General features: G+C 44.9%; 20 protein-coding genes. 6 read left to right on the top strand and 14 right to left on the bottom strand.

Going from position 1 to position 26,488, the window contains the following annotated elements:
* Positions 1-11: 11 nt before the first annotated feature.
* The 10 genes from ACTJKG_RS04680 to ACTJKG_RS04635 form a co-directional block, all read right to left on the bottom strand.
* Positions 12-1,271, bottom strand: coding sequence for a pyridoxal phosphate-dependent aminotransferase (locus ACTJKG_RS04680; RefSeq protein ID WP_440738489.1), 1,260 nt, complete (start codon positions 1,269-1,271; stop codon positions 12-14).
* 360 nt (positions 1,272-1,631) lie between these two features.
* Complete coding sequence (locus ACTJKG_RS04675) at positions 1,632-2,366, bottom strand: acyl-CoA desaturase (RefSeq protein ID WP_172334005.1); 735 nt, start codon at positions 2,364-2,366, stop codon at positions 1,632-1,634.
* A 334-nt stretch (positions 2,367-2,700) separates the two neighbouring features.
* Positions 2,701-3,711, bottom strand: a complete 1,011-nt coding sequence (locus ACTJKG_RS04670; protein ID WP_440738488.1) for an LLM class flavin-dependent oxidoreductase — start codon at positions 3,709-3,711, stop codon at positions 2,701-2,703.
* A 502-nt stretch (positions 3,712-4,213) separates the two neighbouring features.
* On the bottom strand, positions 4,214-4,675 hold the full coding sequence (locus ACTJKG_RS04665; protein WP_440738487.1) for a MaoC family dehydratase: 462 nt from the start codon (positions 4,673-4,675) through the stop codon (positions 4,214-4,216).
* Positions 4,676-4,739: 64 nt separating this feature from the next.
* Positions 4,740-6,356: an ATP-dependent DNA ligase gene (locus ACTJKG_RS04660; protein WP_440738486.1), complete on the bottom strand. Its 1,617-nt coding sequence runs from the start codon at positions 6,354-6,356 to the stop codon at positions 4,740-4,742.
* Complete coding sequence (locus ACTJKG_RS04655; protein WP_371742427.1) at positions 6,353-7,630, bottom strand: ligase-associated DNA damage response exonuclease; 1,278 nt, start codon at positions 7,628-7,630, stop codon at positions 6,353-6,355. The genes ACTJKG_RS04660 and ACTJKG_RS04655 overlap by 4 nt, the downstream gene beginning before the upstream one ends.
* A 64-nt stretch (positions 7,631-7,694) precedes the next feature.
* On the bottom strand, positions 7,695-9,848 hold the full coding sequence (locus ACTJKG_RS04650) for a carboxy terminal-processing peptidase (RefSeq protein ID WP_172334009.1): 2,154 nt from the start codon (positions 9,846-9,848) through the stop codon (positions 7,695-7,697).
* Between the two features lie 184 nt (positions 9,849-10,032).
* Positions 10,033-10,656 carry a tetratricopeptide repeat protein gene (locus ACTJKG_RS04645; RefSeq protein WP_440738485.1) on the bottom strand — a complete coding sequence of 208 codons (624 nt, stop codon included), beginning with the start codon at positions 10,654-10,656 and terminating at the stop codon, positions 10,033-10,035.
* Positions 10,657-11,024: 368 nt separating this feature from the next.
* Positions 11,025-11,867 (bottom strand): isoaspartyl peptidase/L-asparaginase, encoded by an 843-nt coding sequence (locus ACTJKG_RS04640; RefSeq protein WP_440738484.1) that lies wholly within the window; start codon positions 11,865-11,867, stop codon positions 11,025-11,027.
* 190 nt (positions 11,868-12,057) lie between these two features.
* Positions 12,058-12,978, bottom strand: a complete 921-nt coding sequence (locus tag ACTJKG_RS04635; protein WP_172334012.1) for a cyanophycinase — start codon at positions 12,976-12,978, stop codon at positions 12,058-12,060.
* Positions 12,979-13,248: 270 nt separating this feature from the next.
* Between ACTJKG_RS04635 and cphA the strand changes: the two genes are divergently transcribed.
* Entirely contained in the window at positions 13,249-15,882 is a 2,634-nt protein-coding gene (gene cphA / locus ACTJKG_RS04630; protein ID WP_172334013.1) for a cyanophycin synthetase, read from the top strand.
* 82 nt (positions 15,883-15,964) lie between these two features.
* Here cphA and ACTJKG_RS04625 read toward each other — a convergent pair whose 3' ends face one another.
* Complete coding sequence (locus ACTJKG_RS04625) at positions 15,965-16,612, bottom strand: DNA-3-methyladenine glycosylase family protein (protein ID WP_440738483.1); 648 nt, start codon at positions 16,610-16,612, stop codon at positions 15,965-15,967.
* Positions 16,613-16,801: 189 nt separating this feature from the next.
* On the opposite strand from ACTJKG_RS04625, the gene ACTJKG_RS04620 reads away from it, so the two are divergent.
* Positions 16,802-18,082: a replication-associated recombination protein A gene (locus ACTJKG_RS04620; RefSeq protein WP_440738482.1), complete on the top strand. Its 1,281-nt coding sequence runs from the start codon at positions 16,802-16,804 to the stop codon at positions 18,080-18,082.
* Between the two features lie 84 nt (positions 18,083-18,166).
* Here ACTJKG_RS04620 and ACTJKG_RS04615 read toward each other — a convergent pair whose 3' ends face one another.
* The gene (locus ACTJKG_RS04615) at positions 18,167-18,517 is read right to left on the bottom strand and encodes a hypothetical protein (protein WP_440738481.1); all 351 of its coding nucleotides are present in this window, start codon (positions 18,515-18,517) and stop codon (positions 18,167-18,169) included.
* A gap of 206 nt (positions 18,518-18,723) precedes the next feature.
* Between ACTJKG_RS04615 and ACTJKG_RS04610 the strand changes: the two genes are divergently transcribed.
* Both ACTJKG_RS04610 and ACTJKG_RS04605 read left to right on the top strand, forming a co-directional pair.
* Complete coding sequence (locus ACTJKG_RS04610) at positions 18,724-20,199, top strand: DUF5687 family protein (RefSeq protein WP_172334017.1); 1,476 nt, start codon at positions 18,724-18,726, stop codon at positions 20,197-20,199.
* Position 20,200: 1 nt separating this feature from the next.
* Positions 20,201-20,950 carry an ABC transporter ATP-binding protein gene (locus tag ACTJKG_RS04605; protein WP_440738480.1) on the top strand — a complete coding sequence of 250 codons (750 nt, stop codon included), beginning with the start codon at positions 20,201-20,203 and terminating at the stop codon, positions 20,948-20,950.
* Positions 20,951-21,072: 122 nt separating this feature from the next.
* On the opposite strand, the gene ACTJKG_RS04600 is transcribed toward ACTJKG_RS04605, so the two are convergent.
* Both ACTJKG_RS04600 and ACTJKG_RS04595 read right to left on the bottom strand, forming a co-directional pair.
* The gene (locus ACTJKG_RS04600) at positions 21,073-22,317 is read right to left on the bottom strand and encodes a peroxiredoxin family protein (protein ID WP_440738479.1); all 1,245 of its coding nucleotides are present in this window, start codon (positions 22,315-22,317) and stop codon (positions 21,073-21,075) included.
* A gap of 223 nt (positions 22,318-22,540) precedes the next feature.
* Positions 22,541-23,680, bottom strand: coding sequence for an acyl-CoA dehydrogenase (locus tag ACTJKG_RS04595; protein WP_172334020.1), 1,140 nt, complete (start codon positions 23,678-23,680; stop codon positions 22,541-22,543).
* 401 nt (positions 23,681-24,081) lie between these two features.
* Here ACTJKG_RS04595 and ACTJKG_RS04590 point away from each other — a divergent pair, with 401 nt between their 5' ends.
* Positions 24,082-24,324, top strand: coding sequence for a helix-turn-helix domain-containing protein (locus tag ACTJKG_RS04590; protein ID WP_076373966.1), 243 nt, complete (start codon positions 24,082-24,084; stop codon positions 24,322-24,324).
* A gap of 87 nt (positions 24,325-24,411) precedes the next feature.
* Positions 24,412-26,463 carry a M13 family metallopeptidase gene (locus ACTJKG_RS04585; protein ID WP_440738478.1) on the top strand — a complete coding sequence of 684 codons (2,052 nt, stop codon included), beginning with the start codon at positions 24,412-24,414 and terminating at the stop codon, positions 26,461-26,463.
* Positions 26,464-26,488 lie beyond the last annotated feature (25 nt).

Below are 26,488 nucleotides of genomic sequence, written 5' to 3'. Positions count from 1 at the left end.
TCAATGAATACTTATTTCAATTTTTCCAGAGCGGCTTTAAGTCGTGGTATCAACTGCTGAATGTCATCCGGAGTAACGGTACCTACCGAAGCGCGGAACCAGTTTACGTCATCGCCGGTACCAAAGGCCGAGAACGGCACCAGGGCTACCCCTGCTTCTTTGATGAGGTAAAAGTTGATATCGGCCGAATCTTTCAGCACCGCGCCATCGGGCGTGGTTTTACCCGCGTAATCAATTTTTAGTGTGAGGTAAATGGCACCCATCGGCTCAATGGAATCTACCTGCAATCCGTCGGCTTTTAAGCTCTGGAAACCCTCGTGCAGGGTATTCAGGCTGGCTTGGATCTTGGCTTTTATATCGGTAAGGTAATTATCTACAGCAGCGGCATTGGTAATAAAACCCGCCATGGCCATTTGCTCGGCCTTGGGCGACCATGCACCCATATGCCCCACAATGGCTTTCATATTTTCAATTACGTGGGCCGGGCCAAAGCCCCAGCCTACCCTTACCCCTGTTGAGGCGAAACATTTGGAAGCACCATCAATAAATATGGTATAATCCCTCAGTTCGGGGCGCAGCGTAACTGGGTCAAAGTGTTTGTGTTCGCCAAAGGTTAGCTGCGAGTAGATCTGATCATACATCAGGTACAAGGGTTTTTCGCCGGCTGCACGGCTTTTATTTTCGGCAATTACCAGGTCGCAGATCTCTTCCAGATCCTTTTTGCCAAACATGGTACCGGTTGGGTTCAATGGAGAACATAAAGCCAGCAATGCCGCTCCTTTTAAATGTGGGCGGATCTCATCGGCCGTAGGCATAAAATTGTTTTCGGCACGTGTTGGTATCATTACCGCCTGGGCGTTCAACAGATCGCTGTAGTGGTTATTATTCCATGATGGCAAAGGGAATACCACCTTTTCGCCAGGATTAACCACTGCCAGGAAAGTAGAATAAATAAGCGGACGTGAACCGCCGGAGATCAGTATTTCGTTATTTGCCGAGTAATCCAGGTTAAAGCTTTTCTTTAAAAAGGCCGAAACGCTCTGGCGCAGGTTCAGCATACCATCGGCCTGGGGATAATTGGTTTGCTTTTGGTTATATGCTTCTACTATACCGTCCTTCAGTTCGGCTGGGATGGGGTAAATATTGGAGTCAAAATCGCCAATAGTTAAGTTGGCGATGTTTTGGCCTTGTCTTTTCAATTCGTTCACCTCGGCCGCTATTTTGATAATTTCGGAGCCGTGGAGGTTTTGAGCTAATACGGAGATACTCATTGGAAATATGAATTTTATGAGCGGCAAATATACGGGGAAAAGCTGAAAGCGAAAGGCCGAATTTGGGGATGAGACTCACCGGATTTGTGTTGAGCTCTCTTAAAAACTCCGTCATTGCGAGCATAGCGTGGCAATCCCCAACTTACAGAGACGCTCTGCATATAGGGGATTATTAATGTGTTAGTTATTTTTTAAGGGCATTAATGAACTCCCTCCGGTCGGTTGTCCACGTCGTTCCTCCTCGCAATGACGCGTGGAGAGAAAAGCTATTCAGGCTAAAGCTATAAAACAAAAAAAGCGAAAAGTAAATATCCGGAGATCTTATTTTTCGCTTTCAGCTTTTTGCCTTTGACTTTTAGCTTACAAATATGCTTTCCTAAGCTTAATAATGCGCATCCAGTGCATCAGTTTCATCACCGGGTAAACGGGATCGATCTCGAACCATTTGGCGCCGAAATTGGCACGGTTGGGATGTTTGTGGTGATTATTCTGGAACAGTTCGCCCAGCATTAAAAAGTCAAACGGGGTAGTATTTTTTGATTTGTCGCCATTATCAAAATTGGCATAACCGTATTTATGGCCGCACCAGTTTACGATGGCGCCGTGGATTGGGCCCATTAAAAAGTGGATCGGAATTAACAGGTACATCCACCATTGTGTGGCAAATACCACGTAAAAAGCGATATACAATATCCCGAATGATATGCGCGATACCATAGATGAACCTACATAGTCAACAAAGCGCCACTCGGGTATATTTCCTTTAAAACGCTCTTCCGGGTTCGACAACCTTTTTACATGCATACTGTAACTTTTGGAGGTGTAGATCATCATCTGAAAAACATCCTTAAAAAAGTGCGGCGAATGTGGGTCTTTCTCGGTATCGCTGTAAGCATGGTGCTCGCGGTGCATAATGGCATAAGCCCGCGGGTTTAAAAACGACGAGCCCTGGCAAATATAGGTAAGCAGGTAAAACACCCCTTCATAAAACTTATTGGTAGTGAACATTTTGTGAGAAGCATACCTGTGTAAAAAGAACGTTTGGAAGAATAGCGACAAAAACCAGTGCGCTATAAAGAATATAATAATTACCACTGAGTTAAATAAATTAGAATTTGAATGTTATTTATAATCTTTCCAAAGATACGATTAAAACCCAAATAAAGTTTTTCCAGTTTCGGAATGATACTTATTTAACGCAAAAAAGGGGGTTGTGTGTGTTGTGGAGAGAAAATTTTTATTGGGGAAGGTGCGGGGAAGAGTGTGCGGTAGTATGTTTTGCTCCAAGCCCTTTTTCACCCTGTCATTTCGATGAGCAAGTGTGTAGGGTTGAGTAAGGGGCGAAGAGAAATCTTCTGCAGCTGATGTATCCGGCGTATAAGATCTCTCCTCGTACCTCGTTCGAGATGACAATAGTTAGTTTTTTTTATTACAATTCAAATTGCTGAGCCAACAGCTTATAAGACTCCAACCTATCTTCAAAATGCTCGGTAATAGTTACAGCCATAATTTCATCCACGTCATAATCTTCGGCCAGCCAGGTGAGTTTTTTCTTGATCTCCATGGGGTTGCCGGTAATTACGCGGTAGCTGTTCTGCCTGATGCGCTCCTGCTCGCTCGCGTCATATACCACATCTTTCACGTCATTATAACTTAGCGGCACAATGGGGCCGCCCTTTTCAAACTGTAAAAACCGATGACTCATTACAGCCCGGTGTTGTTTTATTTTTTCTTCATCCTCGGAACAAAAAACAAATATGGCTACATTAACCATAGGCTCCGCCAGATCGTCTGAAGGCTGAAAACGTTCGCGATACAACTTCACATTGAGCGGACCACCGCTTGGGTTAATAAAATGCGCGAAGGAAAAGCCCATACCAAAGTGCGCGGCAAACAAACCGCTTTGTCCGCTTGAGCTTAACAGCCATTTATCGGGCACGGTTTTTACCTGCGGGATAGCCCTTATCCGGGCTTGTATAGTACCGGGCTCATAGGTATCATGAAAATAGTTGTTCAGATCGGTCAGCTGCTCCACAAAATCATCTTCCCTGAACTGGTTTGACGGGTTAAGCACCGATGCGGTAATACGATCGGTGCCTGGCGCGCGCCCCATACCCAGGTCGATACGACCGGGAAAAAGAGCTTCGAGCATCCGGAAGTTTTCGGCCACTTTGAGGGTACTGTGATTGGGCATCATGATACCGCCCGAGCCGATCCGCATGCGCTGGGTTTGTCCGGCCAGGTGGGCTATGAGCACTTCGGGCGTTGAACCCGCCAGGATGCCGGTGTTATGATGCTCGGCAACCCAGTAACGGGTATAGCCCAGCTTTTCGGTATATTTTGCTAATTCGATGGTTTCTTTTACGGCCTGTTCGGCAGTGGCGCCTTTTCTTATCGGCGACTGATCCAGCACGCTTAAACGGATTTTCTTTGTGTCCATAATGATGATAAACACAAATGTAATGATAGGGTTGATGCCCGGGTTTATGAGGGGCTTTTTATGGCATTGGGATTATAATATACAAACGCGTCATTGCGAGGAACGAAGCAATCGCAAACTATGCAGAGGAAGATGTCTGTCGTAGAGCGCTCAATTGCCGCTAAGGCTGTTACTTTTGTCTTGATACAAAAGTAACCAAAAAATCAAGTCACCAGAAATGCTTCTTTGCCGCACAAAGCCTTTGCCCTGCAAATCCGACAGAACCACGGGCTGCAATTATTTGCCCGACTGCGTTCACGCAATCCCTATGCTTCTGCAAAACTTGCTGTGCCCCTGCAACCGCACCGGCCTGCATGGTTCTGCCCGCTTTCGCCCGAAGCTTATCTGCTGACGGGGAAAGGAATAAAATCAAGATATCAGAATCAGGAATCGAGACAACGGCAATTAAGCAGCTAAATATGTCCCGGCCTCATTCACTAATTCAATAATTAAAATCTGGCTCTTACTCATTAAAATGATACAGAAAAACCACATCGCCGGAAAAGGCGGGTTTCTTTTGGCCTTCAATTTCCAATACAACCGACATGGTGGTTTTTGTAACGCCACGCAGGTTGATGAGGTTAAAGAGTTTAACTTTCAATCGTACTTTATCATTCACCAGCACCGGCTGGGCAAAACGCAGGTTCTCGATGCCGTAGTTGATCTCCATTTTGAGGTTGCGGATATCGGCCACCTGTTTCCACAGGTACGGGATAAGCGACAGGGTAAGGTAACCATGGGCGATGGTGCTTTTGAAAGGACTTTCGGTTGCGGCTTTTTCCGGATCGGTATGGATCCATTGATGATCAAGCGTGGCATCGGCAAATTTATTGATCTGTTCCTGGGTGATGGTGTGCCAGTCGGACACACCCAGTTCGTTACCTAATTGCGCCTCAAACTCGTTATAGTTATTGATAGTGATCATCCTTTTCTGTTTATATTTTATACAGCAAAGTAATGAATTAATTACGTGATCTGATATTAAATTATCACTCACCCAGGAGGGCCTTTAAACTTTCGAGCGTATCTGCTTCTTCCTTAGGCTTATCATGCCGCCACCGCAATATCCTTGGAAAACGCAGCGCAATGCCCGATTTATGCCGACTTGATTTGTTAATACCCTCAAAGCCAATCTCAAACACCAGCTCGGGTTTTACTGTACGTACGGGGCCAAACTTTTCGATGGTGTTACGCTTGATAAAGTAATCAACCTTGTTGATCTCGGCATCTGTAAGTCCCGAATAAGCTTTGGCAAAGGGCACCAGTTTATCGCCGTCCCAAACGGCAAAGGTGTAATCGGTATACAGATCGGCCCGGCGGCCGTGCCCTTTCTGCGCATAGATCATCACGGCATCGACCGACAACGGGTCGATCTTCCATTTCCACCAGTCGCCCCGGCGGCGGCCCACCTGGTAAGCTGCGCTTTTGCGTTTCAGCATAATACCTTCGGCTATCATGGCGCGAGATTGCTCCCGGATGCTTCCGAGCTCATCCCAGTTATCAAATTTGATGAGTGCCGAAATCCGAAATACCTCCGAATAGGGCGTTGCAGCCTGCAATTGCTCCAATATGACCCGGCGTTCTGTTTGGGTTTTATAGCGAATATCCTCGCCCTTGTATTCCAGGCAATCATAAGCAATTACCGCAACCGGACTCTCTTCCAGTATTTTTTTGCTCAGGTTTTTACGCCCGATGCGGGTTTGCAGCACATTGAAAGGCATGGGCTGGCCATTTTGAAAACTCAGGATCTCGCCATCAATTACAGCACCATCTGGCAAGGCGTTTAAAAAGGGATGCAACTCCGGAAATTTTTCGGTAGCGAGGTCTTCACCCCTGCTCCAGATAAATATTTCGCCCCCTCGTTTGATAAGTTGGGCACGTATGCCATCCCATTTCCATTCGGCCTGCCAGTCGGCGGCGGCGCCCAGTGCAGCGCCAACCTCGGCAGGTGCTTTCTGCTTTTCGGATGTTTCCTGTATGGGATAAGCCAGAAAAAAGGGATACGGGCGTGATATGTTCAAATCGGCATCCTGCTCTTCTACCAGCTGACTGTAGGTATAAGTTTCGGGCATCCAGCTGCCCATAACACGGTGTGTAAGAACGGTGGCTTCCAATCCCGTTACATCGGCCAGGGCCTTGATCACCAGGTTTTGGGATACACCAACCCTAAAGCTGCCGGTAAGCAGCTTATTGAATACAAAACGTTCCTGGCTATCCAGCATGGCCCATGATTCCATAAGCCATAACTTCTTTTCGGCCTCGGTTTTATCAGCTAAAGCGTTGATCTCGGCTATCCACTCCGTGAGGGTTTTATTGCTGCTGTTGGCGGTTTCGGGCATCAGCAGGGCCATGGTTTCGGCCAGATCACCTACCACATGGTAGCTTTCCTCAAACAGCCAGGCAGGGATATTTGATGCTTCGATGGCCCAGGTGCGTACCAGCGTGGAGTTGATCTGCCGTTTGGGTTTGCGCCCGGTGAATAGGGCCAGCATGTGCATTTTGTCGGTATCGGGCACCGCATTAAAATAGTCTTTCAGGATCCTGACCTTTTCATTGGTCTTATTGGTTTCATCTAACGAGAGGAAGAGTTGGGCAAAGGCTTTCATGAGACAGAGCCTCCAGCCTCATCTAATCCGATAGCCATCGGATCCTCTCCATTCCGATAGCTATCGGAAGAGAGAACTTTACTTTCATTTTTATCGTTTCCATTGCCGGTATTTTCCTGCTCCCCCTCCCCTGGAGAGGGCTGGGGTGAGGCTTCCTCCTCATCTACCCCATACAAGGTGTGCACTTCGTGAGCGTCGAAGCCTATTTCATTTAAGTACCGGGCAAATGTGGCGGTATAGCCATGGGTAAGGTAAACGCTTTCGCAGCCGGTAGCATCGATGGCGCTGATGAGGCCGTTCCAGTCGGCGTGATCAGACAGTACGAAACCTCTGTCGGCAGCACGGCGGCGCTTGGCTCCGCGAATGGCCATCCAGCCCGAGCAATAACCAAAACTATAGGGCTGAAACCTCCGCATCCAGGGCGTACCTACCGATGATGGCGGTGCCAGGATAATTCCTTTTCGCACGTCTTCCTTAACAGAATCGGGAGTGATCCGCTCCGTTGGGTTCAACAATACGCCATTGCGGCGCAGAGCCTCGTTGGTATTTTCAATAACGCCATGGGTGTATACTTTGCCATTAAACAGGTCGAGGTTTTGCAGTATGCGCTGGGCTTTACCTAAGGAATAACCTACCAAAACCGTAGCCCTATTATTGTGCAGGTTATCGCGCCACCAATTATTGATATCGTCAAATATCTGCATCTGCGGCTTCCAGGTATAAACAGGCATACCGAAGGTACATTCCGAAATAAAGTGATGGCACCTTACCGGTTCAAATGGTGTCGAAATACCATCGTCCTCCACTTTATAATCGCCGGATACTACCCAAACCTCACCCTGGTATTCCACCCTCACCTGCGCCGACCCGATCACATGGCCTGCGGGGTACAATGAAATAGATACGCCATTCTTCAGCACAGTTTCGCCATACTCCACGGTTTGCAGCTGAATTTCGCCCAGGCGATAAAGTAATACTTCTTTTGACAGGTGATGAGCCAAATAATGCCTATGCCCGGGATAGGCGTGATCGGCATGGGCATGGGTGATCACGGCATCGGTAACCGGTTTCCAGGGATCGATATAAAATTTACCCCGGGCGCAGTAAATACCCCGGTCGGTAAATTCCAATAACGGTTTCTTAGCCATAATATTAACATAACCTACAGAAAGCGAATTGGTTTGGCCTCTAACCCCCTGAAGAGGGAACAAAAAAATGCGCAGATGTGCAAATTTCAGATGTGCAGATTTTTTATCTTCTGCTTTTCTGATCATTTGCATATCTGCACATCTATAATCTGCACATCCAACGCTCCCCCTTCAGGGGGTTGGGGGGCTGTTATTTCATCACCCCGGTGCCAGTGCTGGTTAGTTTAGGCTCCAGGCTAATGTAATCTGTCATGATCTGGCCGGCTTCTTTTTTCACAAAATCCAGGTCCTCATCTTTTGGTTTGGCCTGTCCTTTTTTAAGGGCCGGTAAACCGAAAGCTATCCTGCGCAGGTTATTGCGTTCAAAAGTTTTCTTTTCGTCGGCGTCGCGTTGTTTTTTTAGTGCGGCCTCGTTCAGCGTTACGCTGTCTTCAGCATCATGTTTTTTGAAGTCGGCAATATCTTCCAGCATATATTTATAGCTGTCACTGGTAGTCATACGCTGATCATGCAATTTCTGCAGTTGCGGTAAAACCGTATTAAAGTTACCTACTTTAGCAAAGTCGGTTTTCGGGATAATGTCAAATGGCATGGCCGAAGGCTCGGTATCTTCACCATATTTATCCAGCGGAATTAACGATGGGAATGAAATATCTGGTGTTACGCCTTTATGCTGGGTGGAGTTACCACTAATGCGATAAAACTTGGCAATGGTTAAATTAAGCTGACCATAAGTGCTTTGGCTACCGGTTGATATTGCTTTTTTACCTCCGGTTGCCGCACCCGCCAACTGGTTAATTTTATCGCGGATGGGCGAGCCTAAGATCCTGTCGAGATCAATGGCGCTTTGAACCGATCCTTTACCATAAGTTTGCGTACCCATGATAATACCACGGCCATAATCCTGAATAGCACCGGCAAATATTTCGGATGCCGAAGCACTGAAACGATCAACCAGGATACTCAGCGGACCAGAATAAGCAACAGCCGCGTCATCGTCTTTATCTACCTCAATCTGTCCCTGGGTATCTTTTACCTGTACCACCGGGCCTGTTTTGATGAATAAACCGGTAAGCTCAATCGCTTCCATTAATGAACCGCCGCCATTTTCGCGCAGGTCAATAACCACACCATCCACATTTTGTTGCTTCAGGGAGTCCAATATCAGCTTCACATCGTGTGTGGTGCTTTTATAGTTAGGATTACCCGCTTTATAATCGTTAAAATCGATATAAAACGCAGGGATAGAGATCACCCCTATTTTAACCGTTTTACCATTGCTGTTATACGTGCGGATCTCTTTTTTAGCCGATTGATCTTTCAGGATGATTTTTTCGCGCACCAACTCTATAACTTTAGGTTTAGCACCCGCGCTTGCACCTGCAGGTAATATTTCCAGCCTAACCACGGTTCCTTTTGATCCGCGGATAATGGCGATGGCGTTATCAACTCTCCAGCCTATGATGTTTTGAAATTCGCCGGTTTTACCTTGTGCAACACCAACTATACGGTCGTTAATGTTAACCTGATGACTTTTATCGGCAGGGCCACCCGGTACTATGGTTTTAATGGTCACATACTCATTTTCGGTAAGCAGTGAAGCACCAATACCCTCTAACTGGCGCGACATTTCGATATTAAAGTTTGCCGCGTTTGATGGGTTAAAGTAATTGGTATGCGGGTCGATAGCCTCGGTAAAGGCATCCATAAAATACTGGAAAACATCCTGGTTAGATAGCTTATTGGCTTGCGTCAATAAATTCTGATAACGTTTTTTAAGCGTTTCTTTATTTTTAGCCATATCGTTGCTGGCCAACTTCAGATTCAGCAAATCATATTTTACGCGTTGCGTCCACATGGCATCCATATCGGCCTGTGTAGCGGGCCATGGCAACTTATCGCGGTCATAAACAAAGTTTTCGTCCTTATTGAAATCAAAGTTCGCATTGATCTGCGCCAGGGAATAGTTTACATGCTCCAGGTATCTTTTTTGAAATACGTTGAATATATAAAACGCGTCGTTCAGGTTACCACTTTTCAGATCGTCATCCAAAACGGTTTTATATTTATCAAACTCTTTGATATCTGAAGCTAAAAAATAACTGTGGTTTTCGTCAAGCAGTTTAATGTACCTGTCAAATATCACGGTTGAAATAGAATCGTTCAGATCAACCTTTTTATAATTATGGTTCAATATCAATGAGGTGATCTGCTTGCAAACAACGGTTTGTTGTTCATCGGGTTGCAGATCGGTGGAGCCGGGGACTTTTATTGGTTTTGACGGCGACGCTTTACACGCAAGCGCGGCAGCCAGTAACAATACTAAATATACTTTCTTCAACATATCTTTTACTGTAGTTAAATCGGGATTTGTGTAAAACATCAATACTTGCGCCTTTTATTAATTTGCTAATGTAAATAAAAAGAGACAGTGAAATACTGTCTCTTAATTACAATAACAATAATACGATAATGTTTTGCTTGTAGTATATAACTACCCGCATTTTACGCTATTGTTACAAAAAAAATTACTTTATAGCCGCTTTAGGGTCAGTATCAGGGGTTTCGGCGTAGCGGATCTCGGTTTTCAGACGGGTTTTGTTTTCTTCCAGGTAACGCATTTGTTTATCAACCGCGGCTACATCCATGGTAAGGCCCATTGAACTGGCAATGTTGCGGGCTTCGATCAGATCCTGTTTGGCCTGCGGAAAGTCGCCATAGCCGGTTTTTACCGCGGCCAGGTTAATGAGGTTGGTGATGGTATGCCGGTTATCGTTTTGCTGGCGCGATATCTGCAAACTTTGCAGCAAATACCATTTGGCTTCTGATAACCTATTCTGTTTCAGATACATTTGTGCCAGATCACTAAAATTATAGCTGGCAGAATTATAAACCCTGAAACGCATATTATGCTGCGCCGTTTTCATAACCGACGCTTCCATCAGGAAAAGCGCGTACGGGGTGCGCTCTATCTGTGCATACATGATCTTGGGTTTCGCGATCTGGGCAACGGGTAATCTTTTGATGGAATGGTCTTTCAAAAGCGCGATCTGCGGAAAGCGTTCATGCTTTCTGAAAGGGTTGTACTTATACCACTGTGCAGATGCAGAAAGGCTAAGTGAACATAAGAATACGAGTAAAATGATCCTCATCTAATCTTTTTAACTGGGCTTAATCAATTTAATCAGCAAACAAATATAATAATATATATTATTGTTATGCAACACCCTGTATGTGGGCTGCTTACATAAACAGCTTCTTTAACGCAGGAAAGCGACCCAATGTTATAATTAATTATTTTAATTTATTCAAAAAGGCTATTTGAACTTAATTCAGATATCATCTGTCAGGTAAAAATCATTGCCGTTGACTTTAGTCAACGGAATTATAACTAAAAAAACAAGCGGCTTTAGCCAAAAATACCGCTTAGAAAATTGGGCTGAAGCCCATCTTAATACTTTCGTTTACCGTTGACTAAAGTCAACGGCAATGAATAATTTTCAATTTTTAAACAGCGGCTTTATTCAAAAACCTCCACATCGCCATCATGCAGGGCCCAAACCATGTAAGGGTGGGTATCGGCATGATAAACATGACCATCGGCAGATATGCCAATGATACCCGCGAAGCCATCAAAAGGCTTTAATTCATCCAGCGATTTATGGGTAGCCGCGGACAAAGGCATACCATCGGTAACACGGGTAACAATTTTTGAAGCCACAGATCCGCTTACAATATCCTCACCAACCCCGGTACAGGAAATACCCGCATGAGCATTGGCATAATTACCCGCAGTGGTGGCCGAATCGCTCACCCGGCCGGGAATTTCAAAGCCTTTACCTCCGGTTGAGGTAGCCGCTGCCAGATCGCCATAAATATCCAGCGCTACGCAGCCTACGGTACCCAGGCGAATAGAATCGCGCAGCTTTTTCTCATACTCCTGGCGGCGCTGCGGGGTTTCGGGATTATAATAGCCGATGCCATTTTCGGTAGCAAAATCCCGGGCACCTTTGCCGCTCAGTACACGATCATCATAGGCCAGCAGTTTTTCGGCTATACATATTGGGTTTTTAACATCCTCTATATTGATCACCCCCGAAAAACGCTGCGTTTTACCATCCATCAGCGAAGCACTCAACCGTATCTTACCGTCGCTTTGGATCTGCGAACCGGTTCCCGCGTTAAACAGGTCGCAATCTTCCAGCAGCCTAACCGTGTACACTACCGTTTCCAGGGCATTGTGCGTTTGCAGATATTTATATCCGGCTTCCACTATCTCCTTTAAGGCTTGTTGTTTGGCCTGCTTTACTTCCTGGTTGGTTCGCGATTCGCTAAAGAAACCGCCGTGTATAATGATCTTCATAGTAAGCTGAGTTAATTGGTCAAAAAGCTGTATAAACTATAACTCTTTTGTGATGGGTTTATTTTGGGTGTGCAAACCAGCCTGTCATGCTGAACTTGTTTCAGCATCCCACATGCATGGCTTTAACAAGATGGTTAAACCTTCTGATGAGATCCCGAAATAAATTCGGGATGACTCTACTAATTGGTTTTTATTGTAACAAATCGCTATCCGGCGCCTGTATAAACACCCCTTCCTCTACCTTCATTGTTTTTTTGATGATCAGACGGTGCTGTGATAAATCGTATATATCAAATATAGACATAACATGTACTTTCAAATTATCAATAGATACCGGCGAACCCATTTCCACATCATAAATATTGGTGGCTACAATATTCCGGCCATCAACCAGGATGATCAATCCCGAGCCTATGGCTTCCATCATATTACCTCCGGTGATCAGCAAGCCGGTATCTTCGCCCAAACCAATACCCAAAATGCCGGGGTTAGTAGCCACGGCATACATTAAGCGGCCAATACGGCCACGCTGTACAAAGTGAGTATCTACAATTACCGAGTCGATAAAACCCAGGCCGGCTGTGATCTGCACTTCGCCTTTGATCAGGGCCTCGTTGCTTTGGCCGCGGTAGATCATGTGGGTAGAAGCTGCCGCCGCGCCTGCCGATGTACCGGCGATGACAAAGTTCTCGTTTTGGTAACGCTGTTTCAGTATTTGTAAAAATTCGGTACCGCCAAAAATAGCTGTAAGCCGCAATTGGTCGCCCCCGCTGAACATCACCACATCGGCTTTGCGGATGCGGTTAAGATATTCGGGATTGGCCGCATCCTCCCGGGTTTTAATGTGCAGTACATTAACATTGGTTACATTGAGCTGCCCAAAAGCTTTTACATATTCGTTACCTACCAGCTCGGGGATCTGCGATGCAGTAGTTATTACTTCAATTAATGAACCTTCGTGTTTGGCCGATTCGGTAATAATTCTTTTTAAAATTCCCTGTTCAAAAAATTTAATATAATCGGGCTGCATGATGTGCTCCTGGATGGTCACGTTACTTCCCATGTCAACAGCGCCGCCTATAATGATTAGTTTACCTTTCGGGACAGTCATAGTTATTATTATATTTAGTTGAAGGGGCTGATCAGGCTATTTCAGGCCGACCGAGTTAGCCTAAATTGGGTAATATCCCATAAATAACCTCTTACTCCGTCAACTTTTTTACCTAATCAACCGGTTTTAAATACAAATTAAGATAAAAACCCGCACAAACGCAGGCTGTTGTGAACATTTAATGCTTTTTAACTTCAAAAGTTTTATTTCCACTATTAAGTTTTATAGTTTTAAAGAAATTAAGCCGGCTAAAATTTTTGTAACCAAGGTATGAAGATCGAGAATATACAAGTGTTACGCGGACCAAACATCTGGAGCATCCGTCGTAAAAAATTAATACAAATGCGGCTTGACCTGCAGGAGATGGAGCACAAGCCCACCAATGAAATTGAGGGCTTTTATGAGCGGCTCGAAACACTGCTGCCCAGCCTGTACACGCATCGCTGCTCGCCCGGCGTACCCGGCGGATTTTTTCAGCGGGTTATCGCCGGTACCTGGATGGGGCATGTGATAGAGCATATTGCACTGGAGATACAAACCCTGGCAGGCATGGATACCGGTTTTGGCCGCACCCGCGAAACCAAAACCAAGGGCGTATATAATGTAGTGTTTGCCTACCTGGAAGAAAAAGTAGGTGTTTTTGCCGCCGAATCGGCCGTGCGTATAGCCGAAGCCCTGATAGCTGGCGAAGATTATACCCTGCAACTGGAAGCCGATATACAGCAAATGCGCGAAATACGGGAGAACACCCGCCTGGGCCCGAGTACTGGCTCCATAGTAGAAGAAGCCATTGCCCGTGATATCCCCTGGATCAGATTGAACAATCAATCGCTGGTGCAGCTGGGTTATGGCAAAAACCAGGTTCGTTTCCGGGCTACCATGACCGAAAAAACCAGCAGTATAGCCGTTGATATTGCCAGTAATAAGGACGAAACCAAACGCATGCTGCAAGAGCAGGCCATTCCCGTTGCCAAAGGTATTACCATATCCTCTATCGAAGGTGTGGCTGAAGCTATCCGCAAGATAGGTTTCCCCCTGGTATTTAAACCGCTTAACGGCAACCACGGGCGCGGCATATCCATCAATATTAAAACCGAGGAAGAAGCCATTGCTGCATACCAGCATGCCGCCAAAATATCCTACAAAGTAATTGTAGAACGTTTTATTACCGGCTTTGATTTCCGCGTACTGGTGATCGACAATAAAATGGTAGCCGCCGCCCTGCGCGATCCGGCCCACGTTATTGGCGACGGCAGCCTCACCATACAGGAGTTGATCGACAAAGAAAATGCCGACCCTCGTCGTGGTTACGGACATGAGAAAGTTTTAACGCTGATCGATATTGACCGCGATACACTTGATCTGTTGGAGAAAAAAGGCTATACGCTGGAAACCGTACCAGCCAAAGGCGAAAAGGTATTTGTGAAATCAACGGCCAACCTGAGCACAGGCGGTACTTCTGTTGATGTAACCGACCATGTGCACCCGCAAAATATTTTTATCTGCGAGCGCATCTCCAAAATTATTGGTCTGGATATATGCGGCATTGATATCATGGCCGAAAACCTTACTGAACCGTTGACCGAAAACGGTGGTGTGGTGTTGGAAGTAAATGCCGCGCCGGGTTTCCGGATGCACATTGCTCCAAGTGAAGGCCTACCCCGCAACGTAGCCGGCCATGTGCTGGATATGCTTTATCCTACCGGTAAATCGGCACGGATACCTATTATTGCCATTACCGGCACCAACGGTAAAACTACTACAACTCGCCTGATAGCTCACATTGTGAAAAACAATGGCCACCGCGTAGGCTTTACCACGTCAGACGGTATCTACGTACAGAACAATATGATGCTCAAAGGCGATACCACCGGCCCGGTAAGCAGCGAGTTTATCCTACGTGACCCAACCGTCGACTTTGCCGTGCTGGAAACTGCCCGCGGGGGTATCCTCCGCTCAGGTCTGGGTTTTGGCTTTTGCGATATTGGCGTAGTAACCAATATCCAGGAAGATCACCTGGGACTGGCCGATATCCATTCGTTGGACGACCTGGCCCGTGTAAAAAGTGTGGTATTGAACTCAGTTAAAAAAGATGGCTGGGGTGTTTTAAATGCCGATAATGAGCATTGCGTACGCATTGGCAATAAGGCTGATTGCAACATCGCTTATTTCAGCTTAAATGAAAATAACCCCATCATCAAGTCGCATTGCCGTAAAGGGGGGATAGCCGCCATTTGCGAAAACGGTTTTATCACCATTCAAAAAGGCGACTGGAAGATCCGCGTGCAGCGTACCATCCTCATCCCGCTTACCTTTGGGGGTACCGTGCCTTTCATGATCGAAAACGTACTGGCCGCCACGCTGGCCACGTTTTTATGGGGCTTCAAAACCGAGGATATCAAAATGTCGCTGGAAACCTTTATCCCATCGGCAGCGCAAACTCCGGGACGGATGAACATCTTTGAGTTCAAGGATTTCCGCTTTATGATCGATTTCGCGCATAATCCGGATGGTTATAACGGCATCAAAGAGTTCTTAAAACATATCGATTCGCCACTCAAGATAGGCATCATAGCCGGTACTGGCGACAGACGAGATGACGACATTCGTGAACTTGGCAAACTATCGGCCGAAATGTTTGATTATATCATCCTGCGCCAGGAAAAACACCTGCGCGGCCGTACCGCCGAAAACATCATCGGTTTACTCAGAGAAGGCATCGAATCTGTTGATGTGAACAAACCAGTAGAAGTAATTCCCAAAGAGGTTGATGCCATAAAACACGCCATGAGCCTGGCCAAACCCGGCACGTTCATCACCGCCCTGAGCGATGTAATAGATAACGCCATCGAAACTGTTCAAAACTACCAGGAACAGGAACGGAACGGGTTGTTTAATGTTTAGAGCCTCACCCTGCCCTCTTCTTTGGAGAGGGCTTTGAATAGTATTATGAAAGCCATTTTGTAAAATAACAAAATGGCTTTTTTTATAAAGTCCTCTCCTTTGGAGAGGATTTAGGTGAGGCTAAGTAATAATGCCACAACAACATACTCGCCACTGTTCGGTATGGTGCCCATTGTTCGGCAATAGCTATCAGCTCTTCCCGGGTAGTTTCTTTGGGTAATGATTTTACTCTTTTAAGCGCGTTTACCGCGGCCAGATCGCCTATCGGGAAAATATCCGCGTGTTGGAGTACAAACATCAGGTATACGTCGGCGGTCCAGTTGCCAATGCCTTTGAGGGTCGTGAGTTTGGCGCGGATAACATCATCGGGTAATTGTTCCAGTTCGGCCAGGTTGATCTGTCCGGTCAGGATAGCCTCGGCCAGGTATTTGGTATACGTAGTTTTTTGACGGCTAAAATAACAGGCTTTAAACTCTTCGTCGGTCAGCAGCAATACTCTTGCCGGAGTGATCTCCTGTATATATCCCCGCAGTTTATTCAACGCAGATAAAGCCGATGCCAGCGAAACCTGTTGCTCAAGGATGATGTGCACCAAAGTTTCAAACGTATTGGGCCGTGACCATAAAGGCGGATAACCATGAGCCTTAATGATATTGGCCAAGTCGGCATCAGATTGGGCAAGCTTATCGCAAATAGAATGATAGTTGGAATGGTTAAACTGTTTTAACATAGGTTTGTTATCATATAAAAAACGCGTCATTGCGAGCGCAGCAATCCCTAACTTTACAGAGTAGTAAAGCAAGTTGGCCTTGCCTATTGGGGATTGCCACGCTGCGCTCGCAATGACGGCGGGGTATGGCGCCGATTAAATTACTAATTTTTTTAGGATTTAGCATTTAGTTTTCTGAATTTTACCTTTATGAACAATCTGCCGCCTTTAGCCGAACGTATGCGCCCGGGATCGCTCGACGATTATGTGGGGCAAAAACACCTTGTAGGGCCGGGCGCGGTTCTTCGTAAAGCCATTGAATCGGGCTCGCTGCCTTCCATGTTATTCTGGGGACCTCCGGGGGTGGGTAAAACTACTTTAGCTTATATCATTTCGCAGTCGCTCTACCGGCCGTTCTTCTCTTTGAGCGCTATCAACTCTGGTGTAAAAGATGTAAGGGAAGTGATTGAAAAAGCATCACAGCTTAAGGAATTGGGTGAAACATTACCTGTATTATTTATTGATGAGATCCACCGTTTTTCCAAATCTCAGCAAGATTCTTTGTTAGGTGCCGTAGAGCGGGGTATTGTAACACTCATCGGTGCTACTACCGAAAATCCTTCGTTCGAGGTGATCTCCGCTTTGCTGTCGCGCTGCCAGGTGTATATCCTGCAACCTCTGGCAGAGGAAGATCTGCTCAACCTGCTGGATAAGGCCATGAAAGAGGATGTAGTGCTCAAGGATAAAAAGATCGTGATCGAAGAGCATGAAGCCCTGCTCCGCCTTTCCGGCGGCGATGCCCGTAAGCTGCTCAATATATTTGAGCTGCTCATCAATGCCTTTGATACGCCAGAGATAGTTTTAACCAACGAGGTGGTGCTGGAACACGTACAGCAAAACATGGCCCTGTATGATAAAACCGGCGAGCAGCATTATGATATTATTTCGGCTTTTATCAAATCCATGCGGGGATCTGACCCGAATGGCGCCGTATACTGGCTGGCTCGTATGATCGTGGGCGGCGAAGACCCTTTGTTTATCGCCCGGCGTATGCTCATCCTGGCATCGGAAGATATCGGCAATGCCAATCCCAATGCCCTGTTACTGGCTCAAAGCTGTTTTGAGGCGGTTAACAAGATCGGCATGCCTGAGTCGCAACTGATATTATCGCAAACGGCTATTTACCTGGCAACATCGGCCAAAAGTAATTCGGCCACAACAGCTATCGGCGCGGCTATAGCATTGGTACGCCAAACCGGCGATCTGCCCGTGCCCCTGCACCTTCGTAACGCGCCAACCAAATTCATGAAAAATATAGGCTACGGTAAAGATTACAAATACGCCCACAGTTACGAAGGCAATTTTACCGATCTGGATTTTTTACCCGATGCCCTCCGCGGCACGCAGATATACCAACCCGGCAACAACGCCAAAGAAAATGAATCAAAAGAAAAACTCAGAAAACTCTGGGGCGATAGATATAAATATTAGTTTGGAGAATCAAGACCGGAGGAAAAAACAATTGATCGGCTTTTTTGTCCTGATTCCTGACTCTTAATGTCTTGGTTCTCTAGTTTACTCGTCTTTGATAAAGAAAAACCTGGATGCGTTTTCGTCACCCCCAATTTTTACACCTCCCGCGGTAACCAGCTTCCAGCCATTCTTATAATAGGGTTGTAATAATTGCATGATTTGGGCTTCATGAGCTGCATCCATGTCTTTCACTTTAACCTTGAGGCTAAACTCCACGTATTTCTGAACCTGTGCCGTATCATCCCTGGTAATAAACATATTCGGGACACGTCCCCTCCCAGAAAATGTTTCCATAATGGTGATGGTCATATGTTTGGCTTTGCCGTTTTTCTGCGCAAAGGCATGATAAACCGAACCAATAATCAATATCGGGATCAGAATTGCTGTTTTCATAAGTTAAATTGAGTTGTTGTTTAATTGATAGACTCATTCTTTGGTTTTGGTTTAACACACTTATAATTAATATTTTAAAAGCATTTATGTACTTCTTTCGAAAGTAAATAAATGCTTTTTCCTCCTTCTTGATTCCTGCCTCTTATCTCTTGCCTCTAATAATTTTGTATATTGAGCCCATACTTCACCTAATACTTTAAACACTCATGATATCTACTTTCATCAGGCATGAATTAAAAGCTTTCTGGCGATCAAAAAACACGGGTAAAAGTATAGCTGTACGCATAGTGATGATCTTCTTGATCCTTTACCTCTTTGGCTGCATATTGCTGGCCGGAATTGGCATGGATAAGATACTGGAAATTGCATTCCCTAATGACGACCTGGTAAAATCATTTTGCGGTATCGTTCTTATTTATTTTTTGTTTGATCTGTTTATGCGCCTGCAGTTGCAAGAGCTGCCCACCCTTAGAGTACAGCCGTACTTGCATTTGCCCATCAAAAGGAATACACTCGTTGGCTATCTGGCTATTACCGCCGTTTTTTCCATGTTCAATTTGTGGCCTTTCCTATTGTTTTTACCTTTTATCTTTAAAATAATAGCTCCGGATTCAGGCATTATAGTGGCATTGGCATTTGTTGTGGCAATTATAGGGATCTCGGTTTTCAATAACTACCTGGCCTTATATTTAAAAAGAAAATCAAACCTGAACGGCTGGATATTTTTGATAACCGCAGCTGTTTTGATATTGATCGTTATTGCCGATTTCTGGTGGCATTTTTATTCACTGCACAATATATCTTACGCATTTTTTGGCCGTTTGCTTACTATGCCGATACTGGCCATCATACCAGCACTGCTGGGTATAGTGATGTACTATTTTAACTTTTTGTATCTCAAACAAAATCTTTATCTCGAAACCCTCACAGCCCGTAAAGTAAAAATATACAAAAGCAATACCGATATTCCATTCTTATCTCGCTTTGGCACCATAGGTGATCTTGCGGCCAATGAAATTAAACTGGTATTCCGCAATAAACGATCAAGATCGTCATTGATCATCGGTTTGTTTTTTATGTTTTACGGGCTTATTTTTTATACCAATAAAAGCCTTGGCCAGGGTTGGTACCTTTTTGCGGGTATGTATATGACGGGAGCATTTGTAGTTAATTACGGGCAGTTTATGTTTGGCTGGCAGGCTTCACACTTTGATGGTATCCTGGTAAGCAAAATAAACTTCAGCGATTTCGTAAAAGCTAAATATCTGTTGTTTACTACTGTATCTGCAATATCATTTGTACTCACCATACCATACGTTTATTTTGGCTGGCATGTTTTGCTGGTGCATTTTGTAATGTGCGTGTGGAATATTGGCGTAACAACTACTATTGTATTGTTTTTTGCCAATCGCAACTTTAAACGTATCGACCTGTCTAAAAGCGGCACTATGAATTGGGAAGGCGTTGGCGCCAGTCAGCTTTTGTTAACGCTGCCCCTTATATTAACGCCGTACATTATTTATACGCCCTTTGCTGTTTTCAAACATCCGGATATTGGCCTGGCCTTATTGGCGGTAACAGGCTTTATAGCCATACTAACCCGTAATTATTGGATTAAACAACTGGAGGCCGACTACTACTCTAAAAGATACCGGATAGCCGAAGGCTTCAGAAACAAATAATATGATCGAGATCAAGAACCTGAAAAAAATATACGGCAACGTTACTGTTGTTGATATCCCTCACCTATCTATTGCCAAAGGCGAAAGTGTTGGCCTGGTTGGCAATAATGGTGCAGGCAAAACTACGCTGTTCCGTATGATCCTGGACCTGATATTGCCCGAAAGCGGTGAAATAACATCCAATGGCGAGGTAGTTGCCGGGCATGAGCATTGGAAAGCTTATACCGCATCATACCTGGATGAGGGCTTCCTGATAGAATACCTTACTCCAGAAGAGTACCTGTATTTTATTGGTGGCCTGCACCAGCAAAGCCGGGCCCAGGTTGATGAAACGCTGGCCACTTTAGGCGATTTTTTTAATGGCGAAATATTAAACCGCGGCAAATACATCCGCGACCTATCCAAAGGTAATCAATGCAAAGTTGGTGTAGCATCATGCCTGCTGCAAAACCCACAATTACTGATGCTGGATGAACCTTTTGCTAATATCGACCCCAGCACACAGTTCAGGCTGAAAAACATGCTGAAGGATGCCAACAAAAGCAAAGGTGTTACCACCATTGTATCCAGCCATGATTTGAACCACATCACCGATGTATGCGACCGCATCCTGTTGATGGAAAAAGGCGTGATCATTAAAGATATCGCCACCAGTTCATCAACACTAAGCGAGCTGGAAGATTATTTTGGTGTGGGGCAAACTGTGGGTGCGACGCCGGTTGTTAAAATTGACGAAGAAGAAAATCATTAAAAGAAAATTTGTCATCCTGAGGAACGAAGGATCTATTCAACATTATGCATAGTTGAATAATAGATTTTTCACTACGTTCAAGAGATCGTTCTTCACTACGTTCAGAATGACAAGTTTTATATTTATTTAGAAGCCTCTGCCTTTTCAGCCAGCAAATCATTCGTCAGTTTTTCAAACTCACTGATAAACTCGGTATAATATTCGCCGGTGCCTGGGCCGCTAAAACCGGTATGGATCTTGCGTACATCGCCACTTTTGTCAATAATAATGGTGGTGGGGAAACCCACTACTTTGGCCAGCATGGGCAGGCTCTTGGCGGTTTCCACCTTGTTACTGGTGTATCCGGTTATCAGTAAAGGGTAAGGCACATTGAACCTGTTTTTTACCTGCTGTAAAGCCTTTTTTGATTTTTCGAAATCATTGGTGCGCTCGTAAGCTAAGCCAATAACTTCTACACCTTTGGGTCGAAATTTTTTGTAATAGTTTACCATGTAGGCTGTTTCGTCCATACAATTTGGGCACCAGGAACCCAGTATCTGCACAATCACCACTTTATTTTTGTAACGGGCATCCTGAAGCGAAACTTCCTTGCCATTCATGTCCTTAAAGGTGAAATCTATTTTCTTGTAGCCAGGCTTTAGCGCGGTAAGCGAATAAGCATCGGGGAGTTTGGCGTTAGCATCTTTTACGGCTGTCCAGGCTTGTACTGATCCTACACTTACAAATTTGCCATCGGTTATGGTTTGCGCATCTTTAACTGTTGCCGTAAAGGTGTAAGCATGCCCACCGTCAAAGCAGGATAGCAATAATTGATTGCCCGATACCGATCCTTCCAAAAAGCGGTAATCGCCGGTGGTGGTTAAAAATGTACCGGTAAGCTTGTTGCCAGTTTGCTTAAACTCGCCAACGGTGGTATCGGCTCTTTCACCCTCACCAATCACCGCCGACCAGCGACCGCTAATATCAAAGGTTGGTTTTTCGGGACTTGACGTAAAGCGCCATGAGGTATTTGGCTCGGCCGAAAATTCGATCAATGCATCGCGCTCACCTAAATGCCGTACCCAATTTCCTTTTAAATTGCCAGCCTCCACTTTCAGTTTAAATTCCGAATCAAACAGGGGCATGTGGATAAATACCGAGTCGCCTTTGCTGCTTACATCGGTTACTTTTAATCGCTCGGAACTGTTGAGTACAAACAGTTCCTGCTTGCCAGCATTATCTTTCACTTCAAAGTTGAAGGGGATATCTATACCTGATTTTGATTTAAGTGCGCCGCGCCACACCCCTGTTTTAAGTTTGGTTTGCGCGTATGACGCCTGTAAAATTAAAACGAAGATCAGTGCCGTGATGATCGATTTATAATTCATTTTTAAAAAATAGTCTACTAAGTTGATATACTTTGTCAAAAGTATGAAAACATGGCAACTATTTCAAAACTATTTAGGCTCACACGCCTTTGAAGATGTAACAAAAACATATAAAAAAGGGTGTCACCCTAAGCGCCGTCGAAGGGTAGAGCACAGAGACTTACCCACCATGCTTCGACGGAGCTCAGCATGACACCCATACCGGGCAATCATTTTTTATAAACTATTTCAAAACCCCACGCGATATAACAATACGTTGAATTTCGGATGTACCTTCATAAATCTGGGTGATCTTGGCATCCCGCATCAGGCGCTCTACATGATATTCCTTTACAAAGCCATAACCTCCGTGTATCTGCACCGCCTCTGTTGTGGTACGCATAGCTACTTCGGATGCAAAAAGCTTGGCCATGGAACCGGCCTGTGTATATGATTTGCCATGATCCTTTAACCAGGCTGCTTTAAGACATAATAAGCGGGCTGCTTCAATTTCGGTAGCCATATCGGCCAGTTTAAACTGGATGGCCTGCAAATCGGCAATGGTTTTACCAAAAGCTTTACGTTCTTTGGCGTATTGAACGGCCAGCTCATGGGCACCTGAGGCTATACCTAATGCCTGGGCGGCAATACCAATACGGCCACCCTCCAGGGTGCTCATAGCAAATTTAAACCCGAAGCCTTCATCGCCAATGCGGTTTTCTTTGGGCACTTTTACATCGGTAAACATGAGGGAATGTGTATCAGATCCGCGAATGCCCATTTTATTTTCTTTGGGGCCTATGGTAAAACCTTCCATACCCCGCTCAACAATAAGCGCATTAATGCCATGATGCTTTTTAGAAGCATCTGTTTGGGCCATTACAATATAGGTAGATGCGGAATTACCGTTGGTTATCCAGTTTTTGGTGCCATTAAGCAGGTAATAGTCGCCCATATCAATGGCGGTGGTACGTTGCGAAGTTGCATCCGAGCCGGCTTCCGGTTCCGAAAGGCAGAAAGCGCCTATCACTTCACCTTTAGCCAGGGGTACCAGGTATTTTTGTTTTTGCGCTTCGGAGCCATATTTTTCCAGTCCATAGCAAACCAGGGAGTTATTTACAGAAACCACTACCGACGCTGACGCGTCGACCTTGGAGAGTTCTTCCATCACCAATACATAGGATATGGCATCCATACCACTCCCACCGTATTGCGGCGAAACCATCATTCCTAAAAAGCCCAGCTCTCCCAGTTTTTTTACCTGCTCGGCCGGAAACTTTTGGTGTTCATCGCGTTCTATTACTCCCGGCTTTAATTCTGTTTGTGCAAAATCGCGGGCCGCCTGGCGTATCATCAGTTGTTCTTCTGTAAATTCGAAATGCATAATATTTAAAAAAATAAATATAGCAATTACTATGCATGCATAGCAAACTTATTCCATAAAAAAAGAGAGCTTTTTTCAAAGCTCCCTTTCCCCTAATTAATTTAAACTATTGATTAAACCCAAAACAAAGAACAAAAAATCTCAACTTGGGCGTCTGAGAATTCAAAAAAAGTTTTTCATTGGTAGATGATTTTTTAATTTTTTTCACAGATCAAATGCAGGGCGAGTTGTAGTAAACAATTTTGTTGCCACAATTTTAAATTTTCGCTAACTTAAACGTCAGTAAATATCTGTTCAGACATATATTATTATCAATATTTTTACGCAATTTTAAATACTTATAATTATTTATTTTTTCATAAAGGTAACTTTCCTATTTATAAACCAAGCCGATACCACCTATGCTACTTACTGATTTTGAATATCTTAACAACTCCGACGAAGCCTTTAAGAAAAAAGTAGCGCTGCAAATTAAAAATCTGCGAAGGCAGAATCAGGTAACCCAGGAGAAATTTTTTACCGAAACAAACATCAATATAGCTCGCTTAGAATCGGGCAAAATAGATATCAGACTGGATACTTTAAGGAAAGTTTGTTACTATTTTGATGTTTCTTTAGCCGGTTTTTTTCAAGGCATTTATTAAACAGGTATTTTTTTTATTAAATTGCTATTTCAAATTCTATTATTCCATACATCCGTTGTATTTTTTAACATACACACTTAAAAGTTTATGATCAAAAGAACACTCACTGCGACAGCTATCGCTATTATCTTTGGCATGCTGGCACTTTCGTCTTGTAATGATAAAACCAAGACTTATGCCGATAACGATCCGGTGTTTAAAAACATGGATAATTCCGTAAAGCCAGGGGACGACTTTTTTAAATACGCCAATGGCGCCTGGCTCAAAAAAAATCCGATACCGGCAGCCTATGCTTCCTGGGGAATTGGTAATGTGGTAGAAGAGGAATTACGCAACCGCATGAAAAAAATAAATGAGGATGCGCTTAAAGCCGATGCCCCCAAAGGCAGCAATACCCAAAAAATAGGCGATTTTTACTACAGCGGCATGGATACCGTTGATATCGAGAAGCAAGGTTTATCGCCCCTCAAAGATGAGCTCTCCAAAATTGACCAGGTAAAAGATATTAAAGGCTTAATCGAGGAGTTTGCGCACCTGAGTACTATCGGCGTTACTACGCCTTTGGGTACCTATGCCGGTCAGGATGCCAAAAACAGTGGTAAGATTGTTTTGCAACTGGGTCAGGATGGTATAGGCCTGCCCGATCGTGATTATTATTTTAATACCGACGCTCATAGCGTTACCTTACGAAATGATTACCAGCAAAAACACCTGCCCACACTGTTTAAACTAATTGGTTTGCAAGCTGATGCTGCTACGGTTGCCGCCAAACAAATATATGCCCTTGAAAAGTCACTGGCCGATAGCAGCCGCAAACTCGAAGACCTGCGCGACCCTTATCATAATTATAACAAAATGCCGCTTGCCGGCTTAAGTAAGCTGGTACCTGAGGTTGACTGGAAATCGACATTTGAAAAAATGGACTATAAAAATGTAGATACCGTTATTGTTGGTCAGCCCGAATATGAACGGGCTTTCAGCAAGGCACTCCATGCCTATAGTATAGACGACTGGAAAAACTATCTCCGCAAAAACCTGGTTTCGGAGTTTGGCCCTTACCTGAGTAAACCTTTTAATGAAGAACTTTTCCGCTTTTACGGTACTGTTCTTAACGGCAAAAAGGAACAACTGCCCCGCTGGAAACGCGTACTGGATACCGAAAACGGCGTTATGGGCGAAATACTGGGGCAAATATTTGTAAAAGAATACTTTCCCGAAAAAACCAAGGAGCGGTATGTGAAACTGGTAGAGGCCATGCGGGCTACTTTTAAAGAACACATTGAAAAGCTGGACTGGATGGGCCCACAAACCAAAGAAAAAGCCTATTATAAACTGAGCAAGGTAATGCCAAAAGTAGGCTATCCGGATAAATGGAAGGATTTCTCGAACCTGGAGATTAACCGTGGCCCATATGCTTTAAATGTAATGCGTGCCAATAACTGGTGGCATAAATACAGCGCCGCCAAACTGGGCAAACCGGTTGACCGCACCGAATGGGGTATAACACCACAAACCTATAATGCCTATTATAATCCTTCAAACAATGAAATTGTATTACCGGCAGGCATATTTACAATTCCCGGCGCTAAAGATGAAGATATTGATGATGCCGTAATATATGGCTATGCAGCAGCCTCAACCATCGGTCACGAAATGACGCATGGTTTTGATGACGAAGGCCGCCAGTTTGATGCTGAAGGTAACCTGAAGGCATGGTGGCAGCCCCAGGATTCGGTGAAGTTTACGCAGCGCGCGCAAATGCTGGTGAACCAGTTTAATGGCTACAGCATTTACGGCCTGCATGTGAACGGCAAAGCCACTCAGGGCGAAAACATTGCCGATCTTGGCGGTATTGTAATAGGGCTGGATGCCTTTAAGAAAACCGACCAGTATAAAGAAGGAAAAACTATTAATGGATTAACCCCGGTGCAACGCTATTTCTTGGGTTATGCCCTGGGTTGGCTCGGGCAGGATCGGCAGGAATCCCTATCCAGTCAGATACTTACTAATCCGCATGCACCCGGCTTTATGCGCGTAAACGGACCATTTACTGATGTGCCTGAATTTTATGAAGCCTTCCATATCAAAAAAGGCGATAAAATGTGGCTTGATCCGGATAAGCGCGTGAAGATCTGGTAGAAGCCCCCCGGCCCCCTAAAGGGGG

Source organism: Mucilaginibacter sp. 22184, assembly GCF_052045695.1.
Taxonomy (GTDB): Bacteria; Bacteroidota; Bacteroidia; order Sphingobacteriales; family Sphingobacteriaceae; genus Mucilaginibacter.
The sequence above is the reverse complement of the archived record's forward strand: the minus strand, read 5'-3'. Positions and strand labels throughout refer to the sequence as shown.

Excerpts from the sequence above, each read along its gene's own strand:
- ACTJKG_RS04680 (WP_440738489.1), bottom strand. The coding sequence starts at position 1,271 with ATGAGTATCTCCGTATTAGCTCAAAACCTCCACGGCTCCGAAATTATC.
- ACTJKG_RS04670 (WP_440738488.1), bottom strand. The coding sequence starts at position 3,711 with ATGGACACAAAGAAAATCCGTTTAAGCGTGCTGGATCAGTCGCCGATA.
- ACTJKG_RS04665 (WP_440738487.1), bottom strand. The coding sequence starts at position 4,675 with ATGATCACTATCAATAACTATAACGAGTTTGAGGCGCAATTAGGTAAC.
- ACTJKG_RS04660 (WP_440738486.1), bottom strand. The coding sequence starts at position 6,356 with ATGAAAGCCTTTGCCCAACTCTTCCTCTCGTTAGATGAAACCAATAAG.
- ACTJKG_RS04655 (WP_371742427.1), bottom strand. The coding sequence starts at position 7,630 with ATGATCAGAAAAGCAGAAGATAAAAAATCTGCACATCTGAAATTTGCA.
- ACTJKG_RS04650 (WP_172334009.1), bottom strand. The coding sequence starts at position 9,848 with ATGTTGAAGAAAGTATATTTAGTATTGTTACTGGCTGCCGCGCTTGCG.
- ACTJKG_RS04645 (WP_440738485.1), bottom strand. The coding sequence starts at position 10,656 with ATGAGGATCATTTTACTCGTATTCTTATGTTCACTTAGCCTTTCTGCA.
- ACTJKG_RS04640 (WP_440738484.1), bottom strand. The coding sequence starts at position 11,867 with ATGAAGATCATTATACACGGCGGTTTCTTTAGCGAATCGCGAACCAAC.
- ACTJKG_RS04635 (WP_172334012.1), bottom strand. The coding sequence starts at position 12,978 with ATGACTGTCCCGAAAGGTAAACTAATCATTATAGGCGGCGCTGTTGAC.
- cphA (WP_172334013.1), top strand. The coding sequence starts at position 13,249 with ATGAAGATCGAGAATATACAAGTGTTACGCGGACCAAACATCTGGAGC.
- ACTJKG_RS04625 (WP_440738483.1), bottom strand. The coding sequence starts at position 16,612 with ATGTTAAAACAGTTTAACCATTCCAACTATCATTCTATTTGCGATAAG.
- ACTJKG_RS04620 (WP_440738482.1), top strand. The coding sequence starts at position 16,802 with ATGAACAATCTGCCGCCTTTAGCCGAACGTATGCGCCCGGGATCGCTC.
- ACTJKG_RS04615 (WP_440738481.1), bottom strand. The coding sequence starts at position 18,517 with ATGAAAACAGCAATTCTGATCCCGATATTGATTATTGGTTCGGTTTAT.
- ACTJKG_RS04610 (WP_172334017.1), top strand. The coding sequence starts at position 18,724 with ATGATATCTACTTTCATCAGGCATGAATTAAAAGCTTTCTGGCGATCA.
- ACTJKG_RS04605 (WP_440738480.1), top strand. The coding sequence starts at position 20,201 with ATGATCGAGATCAAGAACCTGAAAAAAATATACGGCAACGTTACTGTT.
- ACTJKG_RS04600 (WP_440738479.1), bottom strand. The coding sequence starts at position 22,317 with ATGAATTATAAATCGATCATCACGGCACTGATCTTCGTTTTAATTTTA.
- ACTJKG_RS04595 (WP_172334020.1), bottom strand. The coding sequence starts at position 23,680 with ATGCATTTCGAATTTACAGAAGAACAACTGATGATACGCCAGGCGGCC.
- ACTJKG_RS04590 (WP_076373966.1), top strand. The coding sequence starts at position 24,082 with ATGCTACTTACTGATTTTGAATATCTTAACAACTCCGACGAAGCCTTT.
- ACTJKG_RS04585 (WP_440738478.1), top strand. The coding sequence starts at position 24,412 with ATGATCAAAAGAACACTCACTGCGACAGCTATCGCTATTATCTTTGGC.